We start from the raw sequence: 21,129 nt of genomic DNA, 5'->3' as shown, positions 1-21,129 counted from the left end.
TGTTTTGCAATTCGTGTGAAAAGCGGATGGGAAAGAAATAGAACGAGTTTCTGTATTTAATGTAAGCCTTCGGTAAACCGCATCTTGTACTCCTATGTTTTGGTCCATAACTTTGCAAAAACAAAAAGGGTGGATAAGAAAGAAGACTTGATGTGCTTCACCCCAATTACTGGATACCTCTGAAATGAAAATTCCGCAGTTTGATTATTGCGGGATTTTTTTGTGGTGTACATAGCCGAAGGTTTACGAAAAAATATGACAACAGGATTTCCTAAATACAAAAATAGAGTGGAAGCATCGCCCCACTCTATTTTTGGTTAAGACTAATTGTCCTTTCTTTTTACCGAAAAAATCATTCAGAAAATTGTTGGAGCATTTTAAATATCAATTGTCAGAATAGCATGGGACAGGTTCTCATTCTCTTTAATCTCAATTATTTCCTCATCTTTTCTTAGTGTAAAGAAACTCAACCTGTCACTAATATAATGTTGTTCGTCTTCATCGAATACATTATTATGCTTGGCCCATTTTTCTGCAAGTTCAGGTGGTTGAAACGAGTACCAAAATCTAATACCAGAGATTTTTTCATTTTCAAACTTCTCAGCCAGTGATAAAAGAGTCTTTATTCCTAATGAAAATGCATTTTTATTGTCTTCAGGCTCAATATACCAGTCAACATGAAAATGATTCTCAGAATCCTCTATAATTGATTTAGTTTCCCACGTTTCTTTGGGCTTATGTAACCTACCAAACTTTTTTAGTTGTATTCCAAGTGTTGAAATAATTATTTTGTCACGAAGCATTTCCTGAATTTCCGCTGGAAAGTCTACTGAAAATGAGAAGTCTTCTGATAAATTGTATTCGGACAGAAGTTGCTTAAATGTTTCGTTGTATTTTATTTTCATCGATTACTGTTCTCGCTATCAATAAAATACCAGACACACCGGTGCTCCAACCTTTATCTGCTGGCCGGTAGGGAAGAGCTGTCCGGTGATGGCGTTTCGTTTGAAGATGACAATGTTATCCGTCTTCTGGTTACCAACCAGCACATATTTCCCATCGGGAGAGATGGTGAAGTTGCGGGGGCCGTCTCCACCGGTAGATACCTGGTTTTTGTAAGTTAAGGTTCCGTTTTTGCCGACGGAGAAGCAGCTGATGTCATTGGCCGTGCCGCGATTGGTGGCGTAGAGGAACTTTCCGTCAGGGGAAAGGTGAATGTCGGCAGCTCCGGTCTCGATATTGCTTTTTTTGACTACAGAAGTTTCCTGAAGCAGCTTCAGTTTTCCCTCATTCATCTGCATGACAGATAGCGTGCCATCCAGTTCCTGGATCAGATAGACGCGTTTTCCATCCTTGCTGAAAGTGACGTGGCGAGGCCCGCTGCCTGCTTTTACCTTGAGGGAATCATTGAGAATCAGTGTGCGGGATGTCCCGTTTATGTTGTATTTATAGATAGTTATTTTATCCGTTCCGAGGTCATTAACGGCGAGGTATTTTCCGTCGGGAGAAAAGATTGTCTGGTGTACATGTGGAGTAGACTGGCGGTCTTTGTTTACGCTGCTGCCGGTATGTTGGATCACTTGCTGTGCATCAGTCAGCGAACCGTTGGCTTTACGGCCGAAGACGCAGAGGCTGCCGCTGTTGTAGTTGGCTGTGATTACGTGATGGTCGGTAACAGTGATATAGCAGGGGCCTTCTCCGCGAGCATCGACCTTATTGATAAAGGTGATGGTGCCGTTCTTTTCGTCGAATGAGAATGCGCTGATGGTGGCGTTTGTCTGGTTTTGATTCACCGAGTAAAGGTATTTGTGGTCTTTGGTCAAGGCCACGAAACTCGGATTTTCGACTCCCTTTGCAACAAACTTTTGTGTACAGGTTTTGCTCTCCGGAGCCAGATCATACAGATAGATTCCTTCGCTTTTGCCGGGATTGGTATAGGTGCCGACCAACAGTCGATAGTGTTTGTTCTGGGCCTGCACAGCCAGCAGCGAAACGCATAAAAGAAGGGTTAAGCCAATTTTTCTCATAGTCGTGTTTTGTAGTTTGTAGATTTTAGTGCCCAAAGATACCTTATTTCACGGGACTATCGGAGAAAAGAATGTCTGGAATATGTAGAAGAGGCTTTAACAGTAAGTCGGGGAATCGCTATGTTTTCGCTTTGTAAATGCCTATAAAAACGTCAGTACGGATCACTGATCACGTCCTGACGTTTTTATAAGATTATTCTCCATAGCAACGTGGAAGTTGTCGTAATACGATTGTAGTGTTTATTCTTGAATACAATGCTTTGTAATAAAATAATTTAGCGAAGAATTTAGGCTTTGCGCTTGTTTTATCGAGTACTCTTTCAAAACTTCAACCATAAAATCATTAGTCGAGTTAAAGTTTTTGGGTATCAATCTGACGAACTCTTCTTTTGTTATACTCTGAGTATCAGTAAATGGTTTTATTTTGAACTTTTGCAGATGATCAGATGTGATACCAGCAAGATACCAACTCTCTATCTCTTCTTTTACAATAACCATTTTATCATTATCAATCACGTTGCCAAATATTCCTTGTTCTTTTTCCTTTCGTTTAGTGATACAGGTAGAATTACCTCTTGCGTCCATGTCGCATAGAAAAAGGTAATCCGATGATTGTTGTTTGTTGAATGTTTTGATATAGTTTTGAACTACAACCTTTGGTAATTTAGCATACTTGATAACTTTAATATCATTATATTGATCCTTTAATATGGGTTTAATTACCTGATTTATGTAGCGTTCATCATCTGGTCCTTCTACAAAAATGTATAATTGACGATACTCCATGACTTAAGCATCTAAAAGGTTTTGGATAAATAACTGATCTATTCCCAATTCATTTTCCAGAAAGGCTTTTACCATTTCTTTCTCAGCTGGTTTACTTATGTTTGCAAATCCATCTTCTTTTCTTAAAATCAAGATTAAATCTTCAAGGCGAGTATGTTTTAATATCTCTGGATTATGAGTGGTGATAATTACCTGTTTCTTTTTCGATGCCTGATAAAATAATTGTATCAGTTTAGCGATAAGAGCCGGATGAATCCCGTGCTCTGGTTCTTCAAAAATGGCTAGATTCTTATTCTCAAAAAATAAAGCTATAACAATAGCTGTAATTGAAATTGTACCATCTGATAACAATGAACTTGGAATCTCTGAATTCGAATTATATGTCTCTTGAACTTTTAATAGCAAGGACTTATCATAAAATCGTTCGACATTTAATCCTTTAATAAAAGGCAATATATCTCTTAATAGATTTGCTAGCTGTCTATATTTCTCTTGATTTGATAATATGTTTTTAATTATGAAAGTCAAATTCTCACCATTGTTAGCCAAATCTGTCTTTCCAATTATAGGAGCACTGTTTTTTGCTTTTTTTAGGTCAAAGTCATAAATTGAGAAATTGAATAAATCACTTTCAATTAAGAAAGAATACTCTTCAAGTAAAGTTCTTTTCTTATTTTTCTCATATGGGTTTGGATTATCAGTTAGAAACTCTATTGGAACTCTGATTGGGCTTATCTTTTCTTTTTTTATAATTATCGTTTTCTCTTTCGATGTAATCGTAATGTCTTTATCTAAGGAGCTTTCAAAAGTTATTTTTCCTTGTTTTGACAATAGTTCAAATTCAAATTCATATTCGTCCAAAACAGGAGTTTCCGAAATTAAATCAAGGAGTTCGGTTTTATACCTAAAGCTCTCTTGTTGTATTTCATACGATCCTGAATCGCTCAATATAATTTCAAGTGAATAGATTATATTGTTAATATTTAGGTATAGAGTATTTTTATAAGATGACTCAATAGAGATACCTTCATCTGTTTGAAAATGAATTTCTATAACTGTTGACCGTTTTTCTTTTAACTGTATGTTTTGAAGATATTCAATACCGCCATGTAAAGAAAACGCATTCTCAATGCCGAAATCTTTGATGTCTTTGATAAACTGAAGTGCTTCAATAAAGTTTGTTTTACCCGAAGCATTGGCTCCGACAATTACATTCATATCTGACAAATCAACTTCCACATCTTCGAAATTCTTAAAGTTGGAGAGATGTATTTTGTTAATTAACATGATACCAAAAGATTTTGAGTGGTTTCGTTTTTACAAAGATAAATATTAATCTGGCACAGATATAATGTGTATGTGTTTCAATGGTCGAAAATAAAAAATGAGAATATTTCTTTCGGAGCATTCTCTTTATTCTTAGGAACAAAGAATTGTAGAAATTTTTATCGTGTGTATGTATCCCATTGATAGACAAAAAGGAGCCCTTGGCTCCTTTTTGTTGAATGTTTTTAGTTATTCCCTCCCGTGGTAGCACCTCCGGCTGCACTACTGCTACCTTCCGCATTAATCCGCTTCAGCAATTGATCGAGGGTGTAGTCTTTCAACTTCACATCGTCCACGCCGCGATAGAGCAGTTTGCCGGTTTTGAGGACAGTGGCAACCATTTCCCAAAGGTCGTTAAACTCTTTAATGTTATCGTTGGTGGTTTGGCTGCGTTCGCTCAGCTTGCTGTTCTGGTCTTTATTTAGCGTGGCAATCTCGTCGATGAGAGTGGTGAGTGTGGTGACGAAATCGGCCTTCATGCCTTTGGCCAGAAGCGCTGCCTGATTGCGTGTGAGGATGGTGACCAGATTATGTCCCTTCATGATTACCCCCTCCGTGTCACCCACGTTAATGCATGTGCGGATGGCTTTGAGGCCGAAGTCTTCCACCGCAATGTCCAGGCTTCCTTTGGCCAGGTCGAGGTAACCCTCTGTCTTGTTCAGACTAAGGCGAAGGCTCTGTACCTTATCGCTCATTTGCTGGGTAACCTGTTTGATCTGGCTGGTGATGGCGCCTGATTTGATCATCTCGTAGCAGGTTTTACTTCTCGAATCCAATTCGGCGGCATAACTTTCGCTAAACAGAGACGAATAATCCGAGAAGGCAGACATGTCTCGGCGCAGGCTGGTAGCTGCAAATCCGGCAATGACCGGTACCTCTTCGTGTTTGCATTTGAAATTTTTTGACTCCATGATTACTTTGTTTTTTTATGTTATAACTAAGGAAAACAGTTGTCTTACCAGGTGATGTTACGGTTTAAACCGGCATCGTTATATTCCATTCTGCGACGTTACAGCCTTGTCCCGCACAGTTATATCGTATTCTGCGTCGTTACAGCCCATTCTGCGAAGGTTATTTTAGCGGATAGGGCCGTTACAGCGCATTCTGCACCGTTATATCTTATTCTGCGTTGTTACAGACTTACCCCGCATCGTTATATTCGAAGTCAGTACCGTTATAGGTCAATCCGGCCTCGTTATATCGCGATCTGCATCGTTACAGGACTGCCCACTATCGTTACGCGTCTCCCAGGTATTGTTGCAGGCAGGGTTAGTGTCGGTATTGGGCGATCAGGAAGCGTTATCCGGTGATCTTATACCGTAGTTTGTGCTTTTACCCTGTTTTCAGCCGTATTATTAGCTGATATTTAGGAAAAAAGTGATTGGATATTGAGAATTATGACTCAGTCCGGTTGTAAAATTATAAAAACAGTTCTATCCGCCAAATAATAACGAAAAAATATTTTTACAAACTGTCGGCCGGGATATGTGAATAAGGGTTGGGAAAGTGCACTATTCCGGACGGGAAGGCCGATGTAAAGCCTCTTTTCAGGAAAATGAATGTCCGGCCATTAGCTGGGTGAGTAAATAAAAAATGCAGCGGCTTCCAGAGAAACCACTGCATTAACAAACAACGCAATCAAAACAATATCTTACAACTTTATAGTCCAGGTTTTGGTGCCGTCCGTTGCGGTCGCTACGTTGTCGCAGGTGCCGTTGCCGTAATCGACCGTGATGGTTTTATTGTTACGGGTGATCACCTCGATGCCTTTGACGATGTGTCCGCAAGCCATCCGGTAGATCAGCGGAGTCGCTTTGTCAACGGTTTTGGTCACGACATTGCCTTTCACGCTGGTGAACTTTTTGCTTCCCCACGTTGCGGTCCATTTTACACGGGTAGTATCAATCAGGCCGTAATGATAAACGCGGTACAGGTCAGAAATGTGAGTTGCGGTACCTCGTGTCGGGAAGGTAACGGTGATGCTATCCTTGATGGTACAGGTGCGGACAACTGAAGAAGAGTCCATCTTAAACGTTTTGGTGATACTACCCCCGATAAGCAGGCTGTCCACCTTGTAATTTTCAAAAATAACTCTTCTCGCCAGTTTGATGTCGGCAAAGTTTTTGGTGGTAATGATGATTTTACCTGAGCGAACTTTACCGTCTTTGCAGGTCACACCGGTAGTACCGAAATTGATGACCAGGCGTTTGGTGGTCGTAGTTGAATCTTTGGTAATTGAGAATTTTCCGGTAATCAGGTAACTCAGCGAGTCTGTTGCAATGGCCGATTTTAATGTGCCGGCAGAATAGACCGAAAGGGATTCGTCGCTGATGGCGTCCACTTCCGTTGCCACGTGGTCGGTGGTATTCGCATCGGCGACTATGGTTTGGTTGGTTTCTGCTGCGGCTGCTGTCGCTGCAGGATCTTCCGATTTATTACAGGAGGTTGCAAAAACGGCAAGCACACCCGCTACAATAAGATAACTAAGCTTTTTCATTTGACTTTTGATTTGAGGGTTTGTAATTGATCTTGAGAAATGTCTCTGAGGGTTTGATGCACAAATATAGCCGAAGTTAAATGCGGACAGAGATTTTTTTTGCCGGAAAATATTTTCCCGATTTTTGCCTTCGCATTTAACCTTTTCGCCTAACTTGCATCTAACCGATAAAGTGAGTCCTGAAATCAATAACAATGCAACCGTTGTTATTCATTCGAATCATTAAGAACATTGAGCCAATGACTACTATATCAGATGACGAAATTCTGACATTAATCCGGGGAAAGGGCACGGCCAATCAGGGATTTGCTTTGTTGATGCGAAAATACCGGGAGCCGGTGTACTGGCACGTGCGGCGCCTCGTGGTCTCGCACGAAGATGCGGAGGATGTATTGCAGGAAACCTTTATTAATATCTTTCGCTTCTTCGAAAGCTACAAAGGCGACAGCAAACTCTACACCTGGATCTATAAAATAGCGACCAACGAGTGTGGCCGTTTGTTTCGAAGTCGCAAAGGAATGCTTCTTTCGCTCGATGAAGTAGGAGAGGTGCTGGTAAATACGCTTTACGACTCTTCCTCAGACGAAAGCGACCGGATATTGCTCCTTTTTCAGGAGGCTATCCTACGACTGCCCGAGAAGCAACGGCTGGTCTTCAACCTTCGCTATTACGACGAACTGAGTTACGAGGAAATCAGCCAGATACTAGAATCATCGGTTGGCACGCTGAAGACCAATTACCATTACGCACAGGAGAAGATTAAGGATTTTATGATACAACATCAGCTATGAAAGAAGATTTTGACTTTAAAAATATCGGCAAACGCATGCCTTACGAGGTGCCGGACGATTTCTTCGAAGAGACTTCGGAGAAAATCATGGCCGAATATGAGCGCCGCAAAGCCCCAAAGGCGAAGGTCGTTCACCTGAAGCGGTGGATATCGGCGGTTGCGGCTGTACTGGTTTTGGGAAGCGGGGTTTGGTTTGCTTTTTATCAAAACAGGGGGCTGGATTCTCCGTTGGCTTACAACCAAAAGGAAAAAGATTCATCCATCGTCAATCCCGCTGCGACAAAAGAGCAGAAAACTACAAAGGCGCAGCAAAAGCAGGTGGTCTTTTCTCCTAAACAGGATAAAACCTCCCGGTCCGAAAAGGCAAACCGGAAGCAATCACCAAAAGCTGAAAAGGCAGAAACGCTGGATGATGCGCTTAAAAGCCTTTCCAGAGAGGAGTTGGAGCAACTCAATGGCTACTCGGAAAATGATTTTATAAACGAAGAATAATCAAGATATGAAGACGATAAAGATTTTGAGTATCACGCTACTCATGCTGCTCTCGGCTCAGATGAGCTGGAGCCAACAGCCCGGACGTCTGGGTGAAAACCTGCGCCAACGCTTTATGCAAATCAAACTACGGGAAATGCGCCGCGAACTGAACCTGTCGCAGGAACGTTTCGAACAGTTTCGCCCTGTATATATCCGGTTTGAGCAGGAAAAACAGCAATCAGCCAAGGATATTCTTCGCGGTGCAAAGGCCATGCGGAGCGATGAGATGACCAACGAAGAGGCCGAGCGCCTGTTCCGGGAACAAAACGAGAAGGCTCGTAAACTGATTGATTTGCGGGAGAAATATTACGATGAATTCCGGAAAGTTCTTTCACCACAGGAGATTCTGAAGATGTTTAAGACGGATATGGAAATCCAGCGAAAGGTTACTCAGGAGTTGAAACGCAGAGCAATTGAGCGCCGCGAACTTAATCAGGAGCAAAATATCCTGCCGTAAACGGCCTGAAATCAAAAAGCAAACCCTTCGTACAATTACTGTTAGAAGGGTTTGCTTTATAATATTTGAGATGATTATCTTCTGCCTGATTTGCCACCGGGCTTACCCGCATTAGGACGGTTGCTTCTGGCGCTGCCTCCCTGGCTTTTGCCGCCTTTGGGGCTACCGCCGCGTGAAGGCTTTCCGCCGAAGCGCTCTTCCGGTTTGTGTGCTGATTTGCCGGAACGGGCAGAGCTTCCTCGTGGCGCGAATTTGTCGTCCTGCATTCCTCCACGTTTAGCATCTGCTCTGAAGTCGCGTTTTGGCTCCCGTTTATTCGCTGCACTTTTGGGTACGGAGGCCTCTTGGGTAGATGAAGAATCTTTAATCAGATGAAAAAGTTTCTTCATTTCCTCTTCGTTCAGTTCGCGCCAGTCACCCACGGGAATCCCTTTGCTACTGATGTGCATGATACGGACACGCTCCAGTTTCGTCACCTCATAACCAAAATGCTCGCACATCCGGCGGATTTGGCGGTTCAGGCCCTGAATCAGTGTGATGCGGAATACGAATGGAGCTTCTTTCACGACCTTACATTTCTTGGTCATGGTGCCGAGGATAGGCACTCCGCTTGACATATTATAGATAAATTCATCGTCAACGGGTTTATCCACTGTAACCAGATACTCTTTTTCATGGTTATTGCCCGCACGGAGGATTTTGTTGACGATATCCCCGTTGTTGGTGAGGAAAATCAATCCCTGAGAATCTTTATCGAGGCGCCCGATGGGGAAAATGCGTTGCGGGAAGTTGACGAATTCGACAATGTTGTCACGAACACCCACCTCAGTGGTACTGGTAATTCCCACAGGTTTATTAAATGCAAGAACAACTATGTCCTGCTGTTCCTGAGCTTTGAGAAGGATGCCATTGACCATGACCTTGTCCCGCGGACTTACCTGATCGCCGATCTGGGCGCGTTTGCCATTGATGAAAACGTGGCCCTGTTCGATGTAACGGTCGGCTTCTCTGCGGGAACAGATTCCGCTTTCGCTGATAAATTTATTGAGCCGGGTAGTGTTGATGTTTGTCATTAACCTGGAAATAAGTGGATTTGTTGGCTTCGGGAAATGACGTCAACATTAGCGGTTTCTTCCGAAATCGTTACTTTCTATTCCCAAATTGTCGCAAAGGTCGTGATATTATTTGAGATATTCAAAAACGGGGATAGGGTAGTGGCTTATTTTAGGAAATGAAGAAGGGTACCTCCGCAAGTACCCTCTGTATTATTTCTTAATCTTCAATTTCCTCCGATGTAATTCCAAGAATGTTTTGGGATTCGCTGCTGGGGAGTGATTCCACCTCTCTCAATCTTCGTTTGATGACGTTGGTACGCGTTCCGATAAGTTCTCCAATCTGGTCGCTGGCGGTATTGATATTCTTCTGTGCCTTTTCCAACAGCCCTCCAAACTTCTCGAATTCGGTCTTTACCGCTCCCAAAATAGACCAAACCTCGCTGCTTCGTTTTTGTAGTGCCAATGTTCGGAAACCCATCTGAAGACTATTCAAAATAGCTGCCAGGGTAGTTGGGCCGGTTACAATCACCTTACTTTCCCGCTGTATCTGCTCCAGCAATGCTGAGCGCCGGATGACCTCCGCATAAATACTTTCAAACGGAAGGAAAAGGATGGCGAAATCCGTTGTTCCGGGAGGGTCGATGTATTTATCCGAAATATCTTTCGCCATGCGTTTGATGGTTGTTTCCAGAACCTTGCCAGCGCTTTCCACCTGAACGCTATCGCCTGATTCGTAGGCATCAAGCAGTTTTTCATAAACCTCTTTAGGAAACTTGGCATCAATCGGAAGATAAACATGAGATTGGTTATCGTCACGTCCCGGAAGTTTCACCGCAAATTCTACCAGATCGGATGATCCTTTCTTCGTACGGACATTTGCTTCAAACTGGTCTGGTGCCAGGATTTGTTCCAATAACATCGAAAGCTGAACTTCTCCCAGTGTACCACGGACTTTGACATTGCTCAGCACTTTCTTAAGTCCTCCAACGTCTTGTGCTAAGGTCTTCATCTCTCCAAGTCCATCCTGTACAGCCAAAAGCTGTTTGCTGACAGTTTCAAAAGATTGCCCAAGTCGTTCGTTGAGCGTTTTCTGTAGTTTCTCGTCAACGGTTTCCCGCATTTGTTCCAGCTTCTGCTCTGTTTTGAGAATCATTTCGGATTGTTTGTTGTCCATTTGGGCAAATTTCTCCCGCTGAAGCTCATTGAATGACTGGATATTCCGGTCAAGATTGACCTGGAAACGGGCTAATGTCTGGTTCAGTTCCTCTCGGTTATCTTTTAGAGAGGCATTCAGCTCAGTCCTGTTTTCGGACACGTTGGTCGCCATTTCCTGACGGTTTGTTTTAAACTCCTCTCTTAAACGGTTTTCCATGTCTGTCAATCGCTTCTCGAGTTGTTCTATAATTTCCCTGTTTTGCTCTGTCAGATTATTCTTCTTTGTCATAGAAATGACAATCAGCGCAATGACTCCAACTAATATTCCAATTTCAATACCTATCATTTCCGGAATCTTAATAAAGTGGCATAAAAAAGCTGCCTGTGTTCAACAGGCAGCTTTCGTGTATTTCAATTTTCTTCGTTTACTGAATACTGGTGAGGATTTTCTGATTCTCCTTGTCAAAGTCAACGTGGATGGTGTGACCATCTGAGACTGTAGCGCGGATAATCATTTCAGCCATCTCATCTTCCAGGTATTTCTGGATAGCACGTTTCAACGGGCGGGCTCCGAACTGAACATCGTACCCTTTTGATGCGATGAAGTCTTTGGCATCGTCTGAAATCTGAAGCTGATACCCCAGATTTTCTACCCGTTTGTAGAAGCCTTTGAGTTCGAGGTCGATAATCTTGTAGATGGCCTCTTTGTTCAACTGGTCAAACATAATAATGTCATCTACACGGTTCAGAAACTCAGGGGCAAACGCACGGTTGAGCGCTTTCTGGATCACTCCGCGAGTGTAATCTTTATCATCGGCGTCTGTTGGTGTAGTGAAGCCAACACCGCGACCAAAGTCTTTCAACTGACGGGTGCCAATGTTGGAGGTCATAATCAGGATTGTATTCTTGAAGTCAATCCTGCGACCCAAACTGTCTGTCAGACGGCCTTCATCCAACACTTGCAACAACAGGTTGAATACATCCGGGTGCGCTTTTTCGATTTCATCCAGAAGAACAACTGAATATGGTTTCCTACGGACTTTTTCAGTCAGCTGACCGCCTTCTTCATATCCGACATATCCCGGAGGTGCTCCGACAAGGCGTGAGACGGTGAATTTCTCCATGTACTCACTCATATCGACGCGGATCAACGCATCCGATGAGTCGAAGAGGAACTCGGCCAGAATCTTAGCCAGGTGAGTTTTACCTACGCCGGTTGGCCCCAGGAACATAAATGTACCGATGGGTTTATTGGGGTCTTTAAGGCCTACACGATTACGTTGGATAGCTTTTACCACTTTCTCGACGGCATCATCCTGACCAATGATACGACCTTTTAGCTCTGTCCCCATTTGCAACAGCTTGTGGCTTTCGGCCTGTGCTATACGCTGAACCGGAACACCGGACATCATGGCGACAACCTCTGCGATCTTCTCTTCGTCAACGATTTGTCGGTTTTCCTTTGTCTCCTTTTCCCATTTGTCTTTGGCGTGATCAAGCTGGTTGAGCAACGTCTTTTCTTTATCACGGAAGCTGGCTGCCAGTTCGAAATTTTGCGCTTTTACTGCACTGATTTTTTCCTGACGGGTAGTTTCAATGCTCTTTTCTAGCTCTTCAATGTCCTTTGGAACAACGATATTGGTGATATGGACACGCGATCCGGCTTCATCCAAAGCGTCAATTGCTTTGTCAGGGAAGTTGCGATCGCTGATATAACGCTCTGTGAGTTTTACACAAGCTGTCAACGCTTCCGGAGTGAAGACTACGTTGTGGTGGTCTTCATATCTATCCTTGATGTTATTCAGGATCTGCAGCGTTTCCTCAGGGGTGGTTGGATCTACCATTACCTTTTGGAAACGACGTTCCAATGCTCCGTCTTTTTCAATATTCTTACGATATTCATCAAGAGTTGTAGCTCCGATACATTGGATTTCTCCACGTGCCAATGCTGGTTTCAGCATATTTGCAGCATCCAGAGAGCCTCCGGCACCACCAGCGCCTACAATGGTATGAATCTCGTCAATAAAGAGAATGACATTCGGATTCTTAGATAATTCATTCAAGATCGCTTTGATACGTTCCTCAAACTGGCCGCGGTATTTTGTACCCGCTACCACTGATGCCATATCCAATGAAATCAGACGTTTATCGAAAAGGATACGTGATACTTTGCGTTGAACGATGCGTAATGCCAACCCTTCAACAATAGCTGATTTTCCTACACCGGGCTCACCGATCAATACCGGATTGTTCTTTTTGCGACGACTCAGGATTTGAGCCAGACGCTCGATTTCACGTTCACGACCAACGACAGGATCCAAACGGTTTTCTTCGGCAGCTTTAGTCAAATCACTACCGAAATTGTCCAGTACCGGGGTGTCCTGAGATGTTTTGGCATGTGCCGTACCTCCCTGATGTGAATCTCCATGAAGGAATTTGTCATCATTTTCATCGTCATCGTCACTGAAATCGGCACCCATGTCTTGAGGAGCTTCAAAACCTTTACCGTCTATAAACTGATGGACGGAGTTGTAAGTGATATTGTGTTCGCTGAATGCTTCTGCAGCAAGGTTGTTATTGTCTTTCAGTATTGCCAGAAAGACGTGCTCTGTATCAGTGGAGTCGCTTTGCATCAGACGGGCTTCCAGCATGCTGATTTTCAATACGCGTTCGGCGCTTTGACTGACCGAAATTCCATCTTGTACTTTGTCCCAATGCATCAGGTAGGTATTACTCCGTTGAACCAAACGTTCGATTTTTTGCTTCATCTCGGTAATATTTACCCCCATATTACTAATAATGTCTATGGCTTTTCCGGTACCTTCACGGAAAATGCCCAGCATCAGATGTTCCGGGCCGATGCTTGCGCTTTGAAGGCGTTCTGCCTCTTCACGACTATACCCGATAGCATCCTTTACCTTTTGTGTATAGTTATTTTTCATACCAACTCATTTTGTAATGACTAAACTTGTGCAGCCCAATTTCGTGCTGATTCATCTATTCATTCGTTAATATTATAACAATAAACAGAGAGTGATTTACGCCCTGTTATCCGCAAATATAGCACTTATATTTAATTTCGGTCACTTGTGGCGATATTTTCTGCATATTTTTTCGAGCCGTTTACCGAATAGGGATTTGATGCTTTTATCGAGAAAAGTTTTGGCTGTCTTTCTTTCATATTTTAGGGGAAAAGCTTACCTTAGCACGCTTTTTTAACGAAAATGGTATCTCAAATAAATTTCTCATAAATGACTGATCAAGACAGAATAATTAAAGTAAACATCGAAGATGAAATGAAGAGCAGCTACATCGACTATTCGATGTCTGTAATCGTTTCGCGTGCGTTGCCTGACGTGAGGGACGGATTTAAACCCGTTCACCGACGCGTTTTGTTTGGAATGAACGAGCTGGGCAATACTTCCGATAAACCTTATAAAAAATGTGCGAGAATCGTGGGTGAGGTATTAGGTAAATACCACCCGCATGGTGATTCATCTGTCTATTTTGCCCTGGTACGTATGGCACAGGAGTGGTCATTGCGTTACACTTTGGTTGACGGACAAGGTAACTTCGGTTCTGTTGACGGCGATAGCCCTGCTGCGATGCGTTATACCGAGGCACGTCTGAGTAAAATCGCTGAAGAGATGCTCGTTGATATTGAAAAAGATACGGTGGATTTCCAGCTCAACTTCGACGATACGTTGAAAGAGCCTATTGTATTGCCTACCCGTATTCCAAATCTTTTGGTAAATGGAGCTTCTGGTATTGCCGTAGGTATGGCAACCAATATGCCTCCTCATAACCTTTCTGAGGTAATTGACGCAACAATCGCTTACATTGAGGATAAAGATATTGACATTCACGGACTGATGAAGTACGTGAAAGCGCCTGATTTTCCAACCGGAGGCTACATCTATGGTCATGCTGGAGTGAAAGAGGCGTATGAAACTGGTCGCGGTCGGGTAGTGATGCGTGCAAAAGCTGAAATCGAAACAGAGCACAATCGCGAAAAGATCATTATAACAGAGATTCCATACCTTGTCAATAAGGCAGAGCTAATTAAAACCATTGCAGATCTTGTAGAAGATAAGAAAATAGAAGGTATCTCGAATGTAAATGATGAGTCAGACCGAACAGGTATGCGTATTGTGGTGGATGTGAAGCGTGATGCCAATTCCAACGTGGTACTGAATACCCTGTTCAAAATGACGGCGCTTCAGTCATCATTCGGAGTAAATAATATTGCCCTGGTAAAAGGACGTCCGCGCTTACTGAATCTGCGTGATATGGTGAGCCTCTTCGTAGAGCACCGACATGATGTGGTTATTCGTCGTACCAAATACGAGCTGGCTGAAGCTGAAAAGCGTGCTCATATCCTTCAGGGTTTAATCATCGCTTCTGATAATATTGATGAAGTTATTGCTATTATCCGTTCATCTCAAAACCCGGAAGAAGCCCGCAACCGACTGATCGAACGTTTCGCATTATCTGATATTCAGGCAAGAGCAATCGTTGAAATGCGTTTGCGCCAGTTGACTGGTCTTGAGCAGGCAAAACTCCATGCAGAATATGAAGAGATCATGAAACTGATCGCTTATTTGAATGAGATTCTTTCAAATGAGGAACTTTGTATGAAGGTTATTAAAGATGAATTACTTGAAATCAAGGATAAATACGGTGACGAGCGTAAATCGGAAATTGTATATTCATCAGAAGAATTCAATCCAGAAGATTTCTACGCCGATGATGAGATGGTAATCACCATATCTCACATGGGTTATATCAAACGTACTCCGCTAAGTGAATTCCGTACTCAAAATCGCGGAGGCGTGGGTTCTAAAGGAAGCGAGACCCGCGATGCTGACTTTATTGAGCATATTTACCCGGCTTCCATGCACAGTACCATGCTCTTCTTTACCCAAAAAGGAAGATGTTACTGGTTGAAGGTTTATGAAATTCCGGAAGGTGCTAAAAATACCAAAGGTCGTGCTATTCAGAACCTCTTGAACATAGAATCGGATGATAAGGTAAATGCGTTTATCAAAGTCAAACAACTACAGGACCCGCAATATAATCAATCTCACTATCTGTTGTTCTGTACCAAACAGGGTGTGATTAAAAAGACTTCGCTTGAAGCTTATTCACGTCCCCGTCAGAATGGTGTAAATGCGATCACCATCCGTGAAGACGACAAGGTAATTCAGGTTCGTTTGACAGACGGTAACAACTATGTAATTTTGGCCAACAAAAATGGTCGTGCTATTACATTTCACGAAAGTGCAGTTCGTGAAATGGGCCGTACCGCGACCGGAGTTCGTGGTATGACACTTGATGAGGATGGTCAGGATGAAGTGGTAGGTATGATTTGTATCGAAGATACCAAAGCAGAATCTATCATGGTGGTGTCTGAAGAAGGTTATGGTAAGCGCTCCGAATTTGATGATTACCGTATTACAAACCGTGGTGGTAAAGGTGTAAAAACCATGAATATCACCGACAAAACCGGAAAACTGGTCTCAATCAAAAACGTGAATGATGAGAATGACCTGATGATTATCAATAAATCGGGAGTAACGATTCGTCTGAAGATGGCAGATGTCCGTATCATGGGACGTGCTACACAAGGAGTTCGCCTGATTAACCTGGGGAAACGTAACGATCAGATCGCTTCAGTTTGTAAGGTAATGACAGATCCGGATGAAGAGACTATTGAACCTGTTAACGGAGTGCTTTTCCCTGAACTTGGAGCAGAAAATACAGAGGTGAATACTGAAGGTAACGAGCCAACAACTGATTCAAACGAGAATAACGAATAATCAACCTAAAAATAGAATTAAATGAAAAAGTACATGTTGATGGCGTGCCTCATTGCTGGTACGTCAGTGGGATTCGCACAGAAAAAAGCGGTTTCCGAAGCTATGAGCCTGGCAGTGCAGGAAAAACCTGATTTTGTTACTGCTGAATCAAAAATCAAAGAAGCTCTTCAAAACGATGAGACTAAAAATGATGTGAAAACCTGGTACACTGCCGGTAGTATCTCTATCAAACATTATGAAGCTGAGCGTAACAAAAAAATTCTGAAGCAAAAAGTGGATGAAAAGGTGATGTATACTGCTTTGTATGATGGTTACACTTATTGGACAAAATGTCTGGAACTGGATAAGCTTCCGGATGCAAAAGGTAAAATAAAACCTAAGTACGACAAAGAAATCGTTGCTAAAATCAAAGAGTGTGTCAATGACTTTATCAATGGAGGTGCATATTACTATGATCAAAAAGACTATCAGGCAGCATACAAGTATTTCTCTACCTATGCAAAAGTGCCTGAAAACGAGAATCTGAAAGATCTGAATCTGGCTGCTGATCAAAACTACAAACAGATTCCATATTATGCCAGCTTAGCTGCAATGAACTCAGGCGATAATCAATTGGCAATTGACGCTTTGAATTTTGCCAAAAAAGTCGATTATCAACGTTACAACATTTATTACTTCATTACTGATGTGTACAAAAAAAACGGACAGAAGGATAAATATCTTCAGGCGTTGAAAGAGGGTTATGAAGCTTACTCTGACAGTATGTTCTTCCTGGGTAACCTTGTAAATGAATACATCAATAACAAAGACTACGAAAATGCGATTACCTTTCTGAAAGAAGGTTTGAAACGTAAACAGGATTTGAATCTTTACATCGCATTGGGTGAAGTATTGCAGGCTGCTAACAAACCAGAGCAGGAAGTGAAAGAAACTTTCGAAGCTGCATTGAAAGTAGATCCTAACTACGCACAAGCTCACTACTACCTGGGTCGTCTGAAATTCAACAAAGCTGTTGAGATGAATGAAGCGGCAAGTAAAATCCCTATGAAAGAGGTGAAAAAGTACAATGCGGCTAAAGAGCAGGTGAAAGCTACTTTCCGTGAGGCGTTGCCTTACTTCAAAAAAGCGTTGGAGTTGAAGCCCAACAATCTGGAGTATATGACTCCGATCCGCAATATCTACTATCAGCTCAATATGACCAAAGAGTATGATGCTATAGATAAACAAATCAAAGCTTTACAATAAGACTCAAATAAAAAAAGGATGCTTCGGCATCCTTTTTTATTTCCTTTTTTTCTTATCTCTCAGATGTTCTGCGATCTCCCAGAATTTCATCGCCGTTTCCTGATCTCCCAGTTGGGAAAATGAATCTCCCAGATATTCCACAGCAGACGCGTGTTCCGGTTTTATGCCGACCGCTTTCTCAAAATCACTCATTGCTCCCTGATAATTCTTCATCGCAAATCGGTTTTTCCCCCTGTTGTATAAAGCTTTAAAATATACCGGACTTAACCGGACTGCTTCGTTAAAGCAGGTTTCTGCATCGAAATACTCTTTTTCATCATAAAGCGTTACACCTTTTCTGATCCAGGCGTCAATATTGGTCGGATTTAACTTGAGCGCTTTCTCAAAATTGGCCAGTGCCGCTTTACTGTCTTTGGCTTTCAGTATACATTCGTTTCCCATTAGAAGATATTCGTGCGAAAGATCATTGAGAAAAACGCGCTGTTCGTTTAAACGTTCCTGAAGCTCTTTGTTTTTCTTCCGGAGAGTATTGATGATATTGAGTTTTTTCTGGATAAATCTTCTGGGAACCGGCTTTTCAATGTCATAGCGGGAATGAATAGCCTGAAAGAAAGAGTCCAGACATTTGGCAAAATCGCCCTGGTCAAATTCTTTGGCACATTGTGCATATAAAATATCCGCCTGAGCCTGCTTCAGAGAACGATCAATCAGTTGCCGGTCGTTAAACTGTCTGGAGAACTGGACGATCTCTGGGCGGATAAAAATATCGCTGCGGTTGATCTGCTTTTTCAGCACCATTCCTTCCATAGATGTACATCGGCTTAGTGCCACATAAGCCTGTCCTCCGGCGAAAACGCCTCCACTGAAGTCCACCAATACATGATTGAATGTCAGTCCCTGGCTTTTGTGTACGGTTATCGCCCAGGCTAGTCGGATGGGGTATTGAATAAAGACGCCAAGTTCTTCTTCCTCGATTCTATTCTCTTTTTCATTGTATTTGTACCGGATATTCCGCCAGGAATCTCTGGAGACCTCGCACTCCTGTCCATTTTCCAGTAAGACATAGATTTTCCCATCGTCAGAGATGTGTGTAATCTTGCCGATTGTACCATTTGCCCAACGTCGGTCCTGAGGGACTCCAAAATCATTTTTAATGAAAATGACCTGAGCCTGCTCCTTGAGTACCAGTTCCATTTGGGTAGGAAGACTGCTTTCAGGAAAGTCGCCCCTGATTTCTCCTACAAAACGAAACTCTTCCCCGGAGAGTTCCGAAAGCTTTTGATCGTTGATAAAATCGACATTGTCCCTACGGGTAGCCAAGGTGACAAAAAAGTCGTCATTGGGCGGAGTGAACGATGGTTGGTAACGCTTGTTTAAGTGCTGTAAATCGACAGTATGAGCGGTATTGGTGCGAATATGGTCAAGTATGGAAACAAATTCCGCATCCTTTTGTCGGTAAACTTTCTTCAGCTCAATGGGAACCAATGCCATTTCATTAAACACTCGGGCTGAGAAAAAGAACGGGTTAGGGTAGAAGCGTGACAGAATTTCCCTTTCATCGCTTTTTACGACCGGTTCCAACTGAAATACATCACCGACGAATAGCATCTGCTTCCCACCAAATGGTTCCCGCATATTGCCGGAATAAACACGAAGTACACGATCGATAAAGTCGATAATATCAGCTCTCACCATCGAAATCTCATCAATGATGACCAGCTCAACGTTTTGGATCAGCTTTTTGTGCTCGCGTTTGTATTTCAGAAAATGGAAGATGCGGGAGTGTTGCAGGCTGAGGTCGGGATCGTCAGGCAACATGGGGCGGAACGGTAATTTAAAGAAAGAATGGATAGTGCTGCCACCTGCATTAATGGCAGCTACACCGGTAGGTGCCAGTACGACAAACTTTTTTCGGGTAATCTGGCAGATATATTTGAGAAATGTAGATTTACCCGTTCCGGCTTTTCCGGTGAGAAAAACGGACTGGCGGGTGTGTTGAATCAGATTCAGCGCATCCTTAAACTCGGGGTTATCTGTGTCAATTACCGTGGACATGTTGTTGCTTGAAATTAGTCCTGCAAATGTACGGAATTGTTTTGGCTTTGAAATGGCAATTAATTCAGAGGTTACTTCAATCAAAAGTCTCTGACACATAGATTTCTGTATAAACGTATAAAACTAACTTGAGCTGCAAATTGTTATACAGTTGTACTAATTAATCTGAAACCATCTTCCCGTAAACTGTTGAATGATCCCTGGTTACTTATATAATTACTAACTATATTAAATCTAGACGTTATGAAAAAACAATGGTTTTTGTTCTCTGCATTGTCTCTGCTCCTGGCTTTGACTGTTTCTTGCAAAAAAGTACGTCAGAGTGATGAGGTAATCATTGCCGTGGTTCCAAAAGTTGATAATGCGATCTTCGATCAGGTTAAGGAGAGCAGTAAAAAAGCAGGTAAAGAATTGGGTGTTACAGTGACATGGGAAGCTCCTACTTCCAGTAGTGCAGATAAGCAAAAGGAAATTATTGAAAACCTGATTAAATATCAGGTGAATGGTATCCTGATTAGTTGTAATGATGTCGATGCATTGAAAGAACCTATCCAAAAAGCAATGGCTGCAGGTATTAAAGTCGGTACTTTTGACTCTGATTGCCCGGGTAGCGGTCGTACTTTTTATATTGGTTCCGATAATAAAACCGCAGGAAAGGTTTGTGCTGAAACTATGAATAAGTTATACCAAAAGGCCGGAAAGACTCCTGATAATGTCATTGTTATTGGAGGTGGTCCGACAGCAGATAACCTGGTTCAACGTTTGAATGGATTCAAAGAAGCATTTGGTATGAAAAATCTATCGAATGTCCTCTATTCATTTGAGATGCCGGATGTAGGCAAAGAAATCCTAAGCCTCGAGTTGGAAAAAAATAAGAAGATCAATGGAATCCAGATGGTTTGGGGGGCAATGACATTGGATGGCGTAGAAAAAATTCCGGCATTATCTAAGTTTGTTGATGATGGTGGAGTTGTTGTATTCTTTGATGTTTCCAAACCGCTTCTGAACTACATTTCTAAACATCCGAACTGTGCTACGATGAAGCAGGATTTCCAGACTATGGGTTATGAAGGCGTGAAAAACCTTTACAAAGCGATTAAAGGAGAGCAGTTTAATCCGGAATATCTCATTAATGTAAAAGTTATAGATCAGTCCAATGCAGCTGCAGAGGAGAAGAAGTTGTAATATTTCCTATATTAAAAAACGAGGCTGTCAGTATTATTCTGTCAGCCTCGTTTTTTGATGTATTCGTCAGAGTCGGATACTTTTTACTAGATCCAGTCTGCTGATATATCTTTTATTAATACAGCAGATATCCCATTGAACCGGACCCAGAATCCACCAACATCCATTTTCTCTGTCTGTGTAGTTAATTTCAGTTCT

At 42.4% G+C, this 21,129-nt stretch carries 16 protein-coding genes; 6 read left to right on the top strand and 10 right to left on the bottom strand.

Annotated elements, in window-relative coordinates; translation table 11 throughout:
- Nucleotides 1-377: 377 nt before the first annotated feature.
- The 6 genes from MLE17_RS00600 to MLE17_RS00575 all read right to left on the bottom strand — a co-directional run bounded on the left by MLE17_RS00600 (nucleotide 378) and on the right by MLE17_RS00575 (nucleotide 6,636).
- Nucleotides 378-905, bottom strand: a complete 528-nt coding sequence (locus MLE17_RS00600; protein ID WP_243345456.1) for a hypothetical protein — start codon at nucleotides 903-905, stop codon at nucleotides 378-380.
- An 18-nt stretch (nucleotides 906-923) separates the two neighbouring features.
- Nucleotides 924-2,027, bottom strand: a complete 1,104-nt coding sequence (locus MLE17_RS00595; protein ID WP_243345455.1) for a lactonase family protein — start codon at nucleotides 2,025-2,027, stop codon at nucleotides 924-926.
- Between the two features lie 240 nt (nucleotides 2,028-2,267).
- Nucleotides 2,268-2,813 (bottom strand): DUF4276 family protein, encoded by a 546-nt coding sequence (locus MLE17_RS00590; protein ID WP_243345454.1) that lies wholly within the window; start codon nucleotides 2,811-2,813, stop codon nucleotides 2,268-2,270.
- A gap of 3 nt (nucleotides 2,814-2,816) precedes the next feature.
- Nucleotides 2,817-4,100, bottom strand: coding sequence for an AAA family ATPase (locus MLE17_RS00585; protein WP_243345453.1), 1,284 nt, complete (start codon nucleotides 4,098-4,100; stop codon nucleotides 2,817-2,819).
- Nucleotides 4,101-4,324: 224 nt separating this feature from the next.
- Nucleotides 4,325-5,050 (bottom strand): hypothetical protein, encoded by a 726-nt coding sequence (locus MLE17_RS00580; RefSeq protein WP_243345452.1) that lies wholly within the window; start codon nucleotides 5,048-5,050, stop codon nucleotides 4,325-4,327.
- Nucleotides 5,051-5,790: 740 nt separating this feature from the next.
- Nucleotides 5,791-6,636: a hypothetical protein gene (locus tag MLE17_RS00575; protein ID WP_243345451.1), complete on the bottom strand. Its 846-nt coding sequence runs from the start codon at nucleotides 6,634-6,636 to the stop codon at nucleotides 5,791-5,793.
- Between the two features lie 239 nt (nucleotides 6,637-6,875).
- Between MLE17_RS00575 and MLE17_RS00570 the strand changes: the two genes are divergently transcribed.
- The 3 genes from MLE17_RS00570 to MLE17_RS00560 are packed head-to-tail and all read left to right on the top strand — an operon-like array spanning nucleotide 6,876 to nucleotide 8,417.
- Nucleotides 6,876-7,427 carry an RNA polymerase sigma factor gene (locus MLE17_RS00570; protein WP_243345450.1) on the top strand — a complete coding sequence of 184 codons (552 nt, stop codon included), beginning with the start codon at nucleotides 6,876-6,878 and terminating at the stop codon, nucleotides 7,425-7,427.
- The gene (locus tag MLE17_RS00565) at nucleotides 7,424-7,918 is read left to right on the top strand and encodes a hypothetical protein (RefSeq protein WP_243345449.1); all 495 of its coding nucleotides are present in this window, start codon (nucleotides 7,424-7,426) and stop codon (nucleotides 7,916-7,918) included. The genes MLE17_RS00570 and MLE17_RS00565 overlap by 4 nt, the downstream gene beginning before the upstream one ends.
- Nucleotides 7,919-7,925: 7 nt before the next feature.
- Nucleotides 7,926-8,417 carry a hypothetical protein gene (locus MLE17_RS00560; protein ID WP_243345448.1) on the top strand — a complete coding sequence of 164 codons (492 nt, stop codon included), beginning with the start codon at nucleotides 7,926-7,928 and terminating at the stop codon, nucleotides 8,415-8,417.
- Nucleotides 8,418-8,491: 74 nt separating this feature from the next.
- On the opposite strand, the gene rluF is transcribed toward MLE17_RS00560, so the two are convergent.
- The 3 genes from rluF to MLE17_RS00545 form a co-directional block, all read right to left on the bottom strand.
- Nucleotides 8,492-9,490 (bottom strand): 23S rRNA pseudouridine(2604) synthase RluF, encoded by a 999-nt coding sequence (gene rluF, locus MLE17_RS00555; protein ID WP_243345447.1) that lies wholly within the window; start codon nucleotides 9,488-9,490, stop codon nucleotides 8,492-8,494.
- A 199-nt stretch (nucleotides 9,491-9,689) separates the two neighbouring features.
- Entirely contained in the window at nucleotides 9,690-10,973 is a 1,284-nt protein-coding gene (gene rmuC, locus MLE17_RS00550) for a DNA recombination protein RmuC (protein ID WP_243345446.1), read from the bottom strand.
- Between the two features lie 79 nt (nucleotides 10,974-11,052).
- Nucleotides 11,053-13,569 (bottom strand): ATP-dependent Clp protease ATP-binding subunit, encoded by a 2,517-nt coding sequence (locus MLE17_RS00545; protein WP_243345445.1) that lies wholly within the window; start codon nucleotides 13,567-13,569, stop codon nucleotides 11,053-11,055.
- 309 nt (nucleotides 13,570-13,878) lie between these two features.
- Between MLE17_RS00545 and gyrA the strand changes: the two genes are divergently transcribed.
- Entirely contained in the window at nucleotides 13,879-16,446 is a 2,568-nt protein-coding gene (gyrA, locus tag MLE17_RS00540; protein ID WP_243345444.1) for a DNA gyrase subunit A, read from the top strand.
- Nucleotides 16,447-16,467: 21 nt separating this feature from the next.
- The gene (locus MLE17_RS00535; RefSeq protein WP_243345443.1) at nucleotides 16,468-17,691 is read left to right on the top strand and encodes a hypothetical protein; all 1,224 of its coding nucleotides are present in this window, start codon (nucleotides 16,468-16,470) and stop codon (nucleotides 17,689-17,691) included.
- A 36-nt stretch (nucleotides 17,692-17,727) separates the two neighbouring features.
- Here MLE17_RS00535 and MLE17_RS00530 read toward each other — a convergent pair whose 3' ends face one another.
- Nucleotides 17,728-19,746 carry an AAA family ATPase gene (locus MLE17_RS00530; RefSeq protein ID WP_243347068.1) on the bottom strand — a complete coding sequence of 673 codons (2,019 nt, stop codon included), beginning with the start codon at nucleotides 19,744-19,746 and terminating at the stop codon, nucleotides 17,728-17,730.
- Between the two features lie 243 nt (nucleotides 19,747-19,989).
- On the opposite strand from MLE17_RS00530, the gene MLE17_RS00525 reads away from it, so the two are divergent.
- The gene (locus MLE17_RS00525; RefSeq protein WP_243345442.1) at nucleotides 19,990-20,931 is read left to right on the top strand and encodes a substrate-binding domain-containing protein; all 942 of its coding nucleotides are present in this window, start codon (nucleotides 19,990-19,992) and stop codon (nucleotides 20,929-20,931) included.
- Nucleotides 20,932-21,129 lie beyond the last annotated feature (198 nt).

The organism is Parabacteroides sp. FAFU027, assembly GCF_022808675.1.
Taxonomy (GTDB): Bacteria; Bacteroidota; Bacteroidia; order Bacteroidales; family UBA7332; genus CAXXIC01.
Note: the sequence above shows the minus strand (reverse complement) of the source record. Positions and strands in the feature narration are given on the sequence as shown.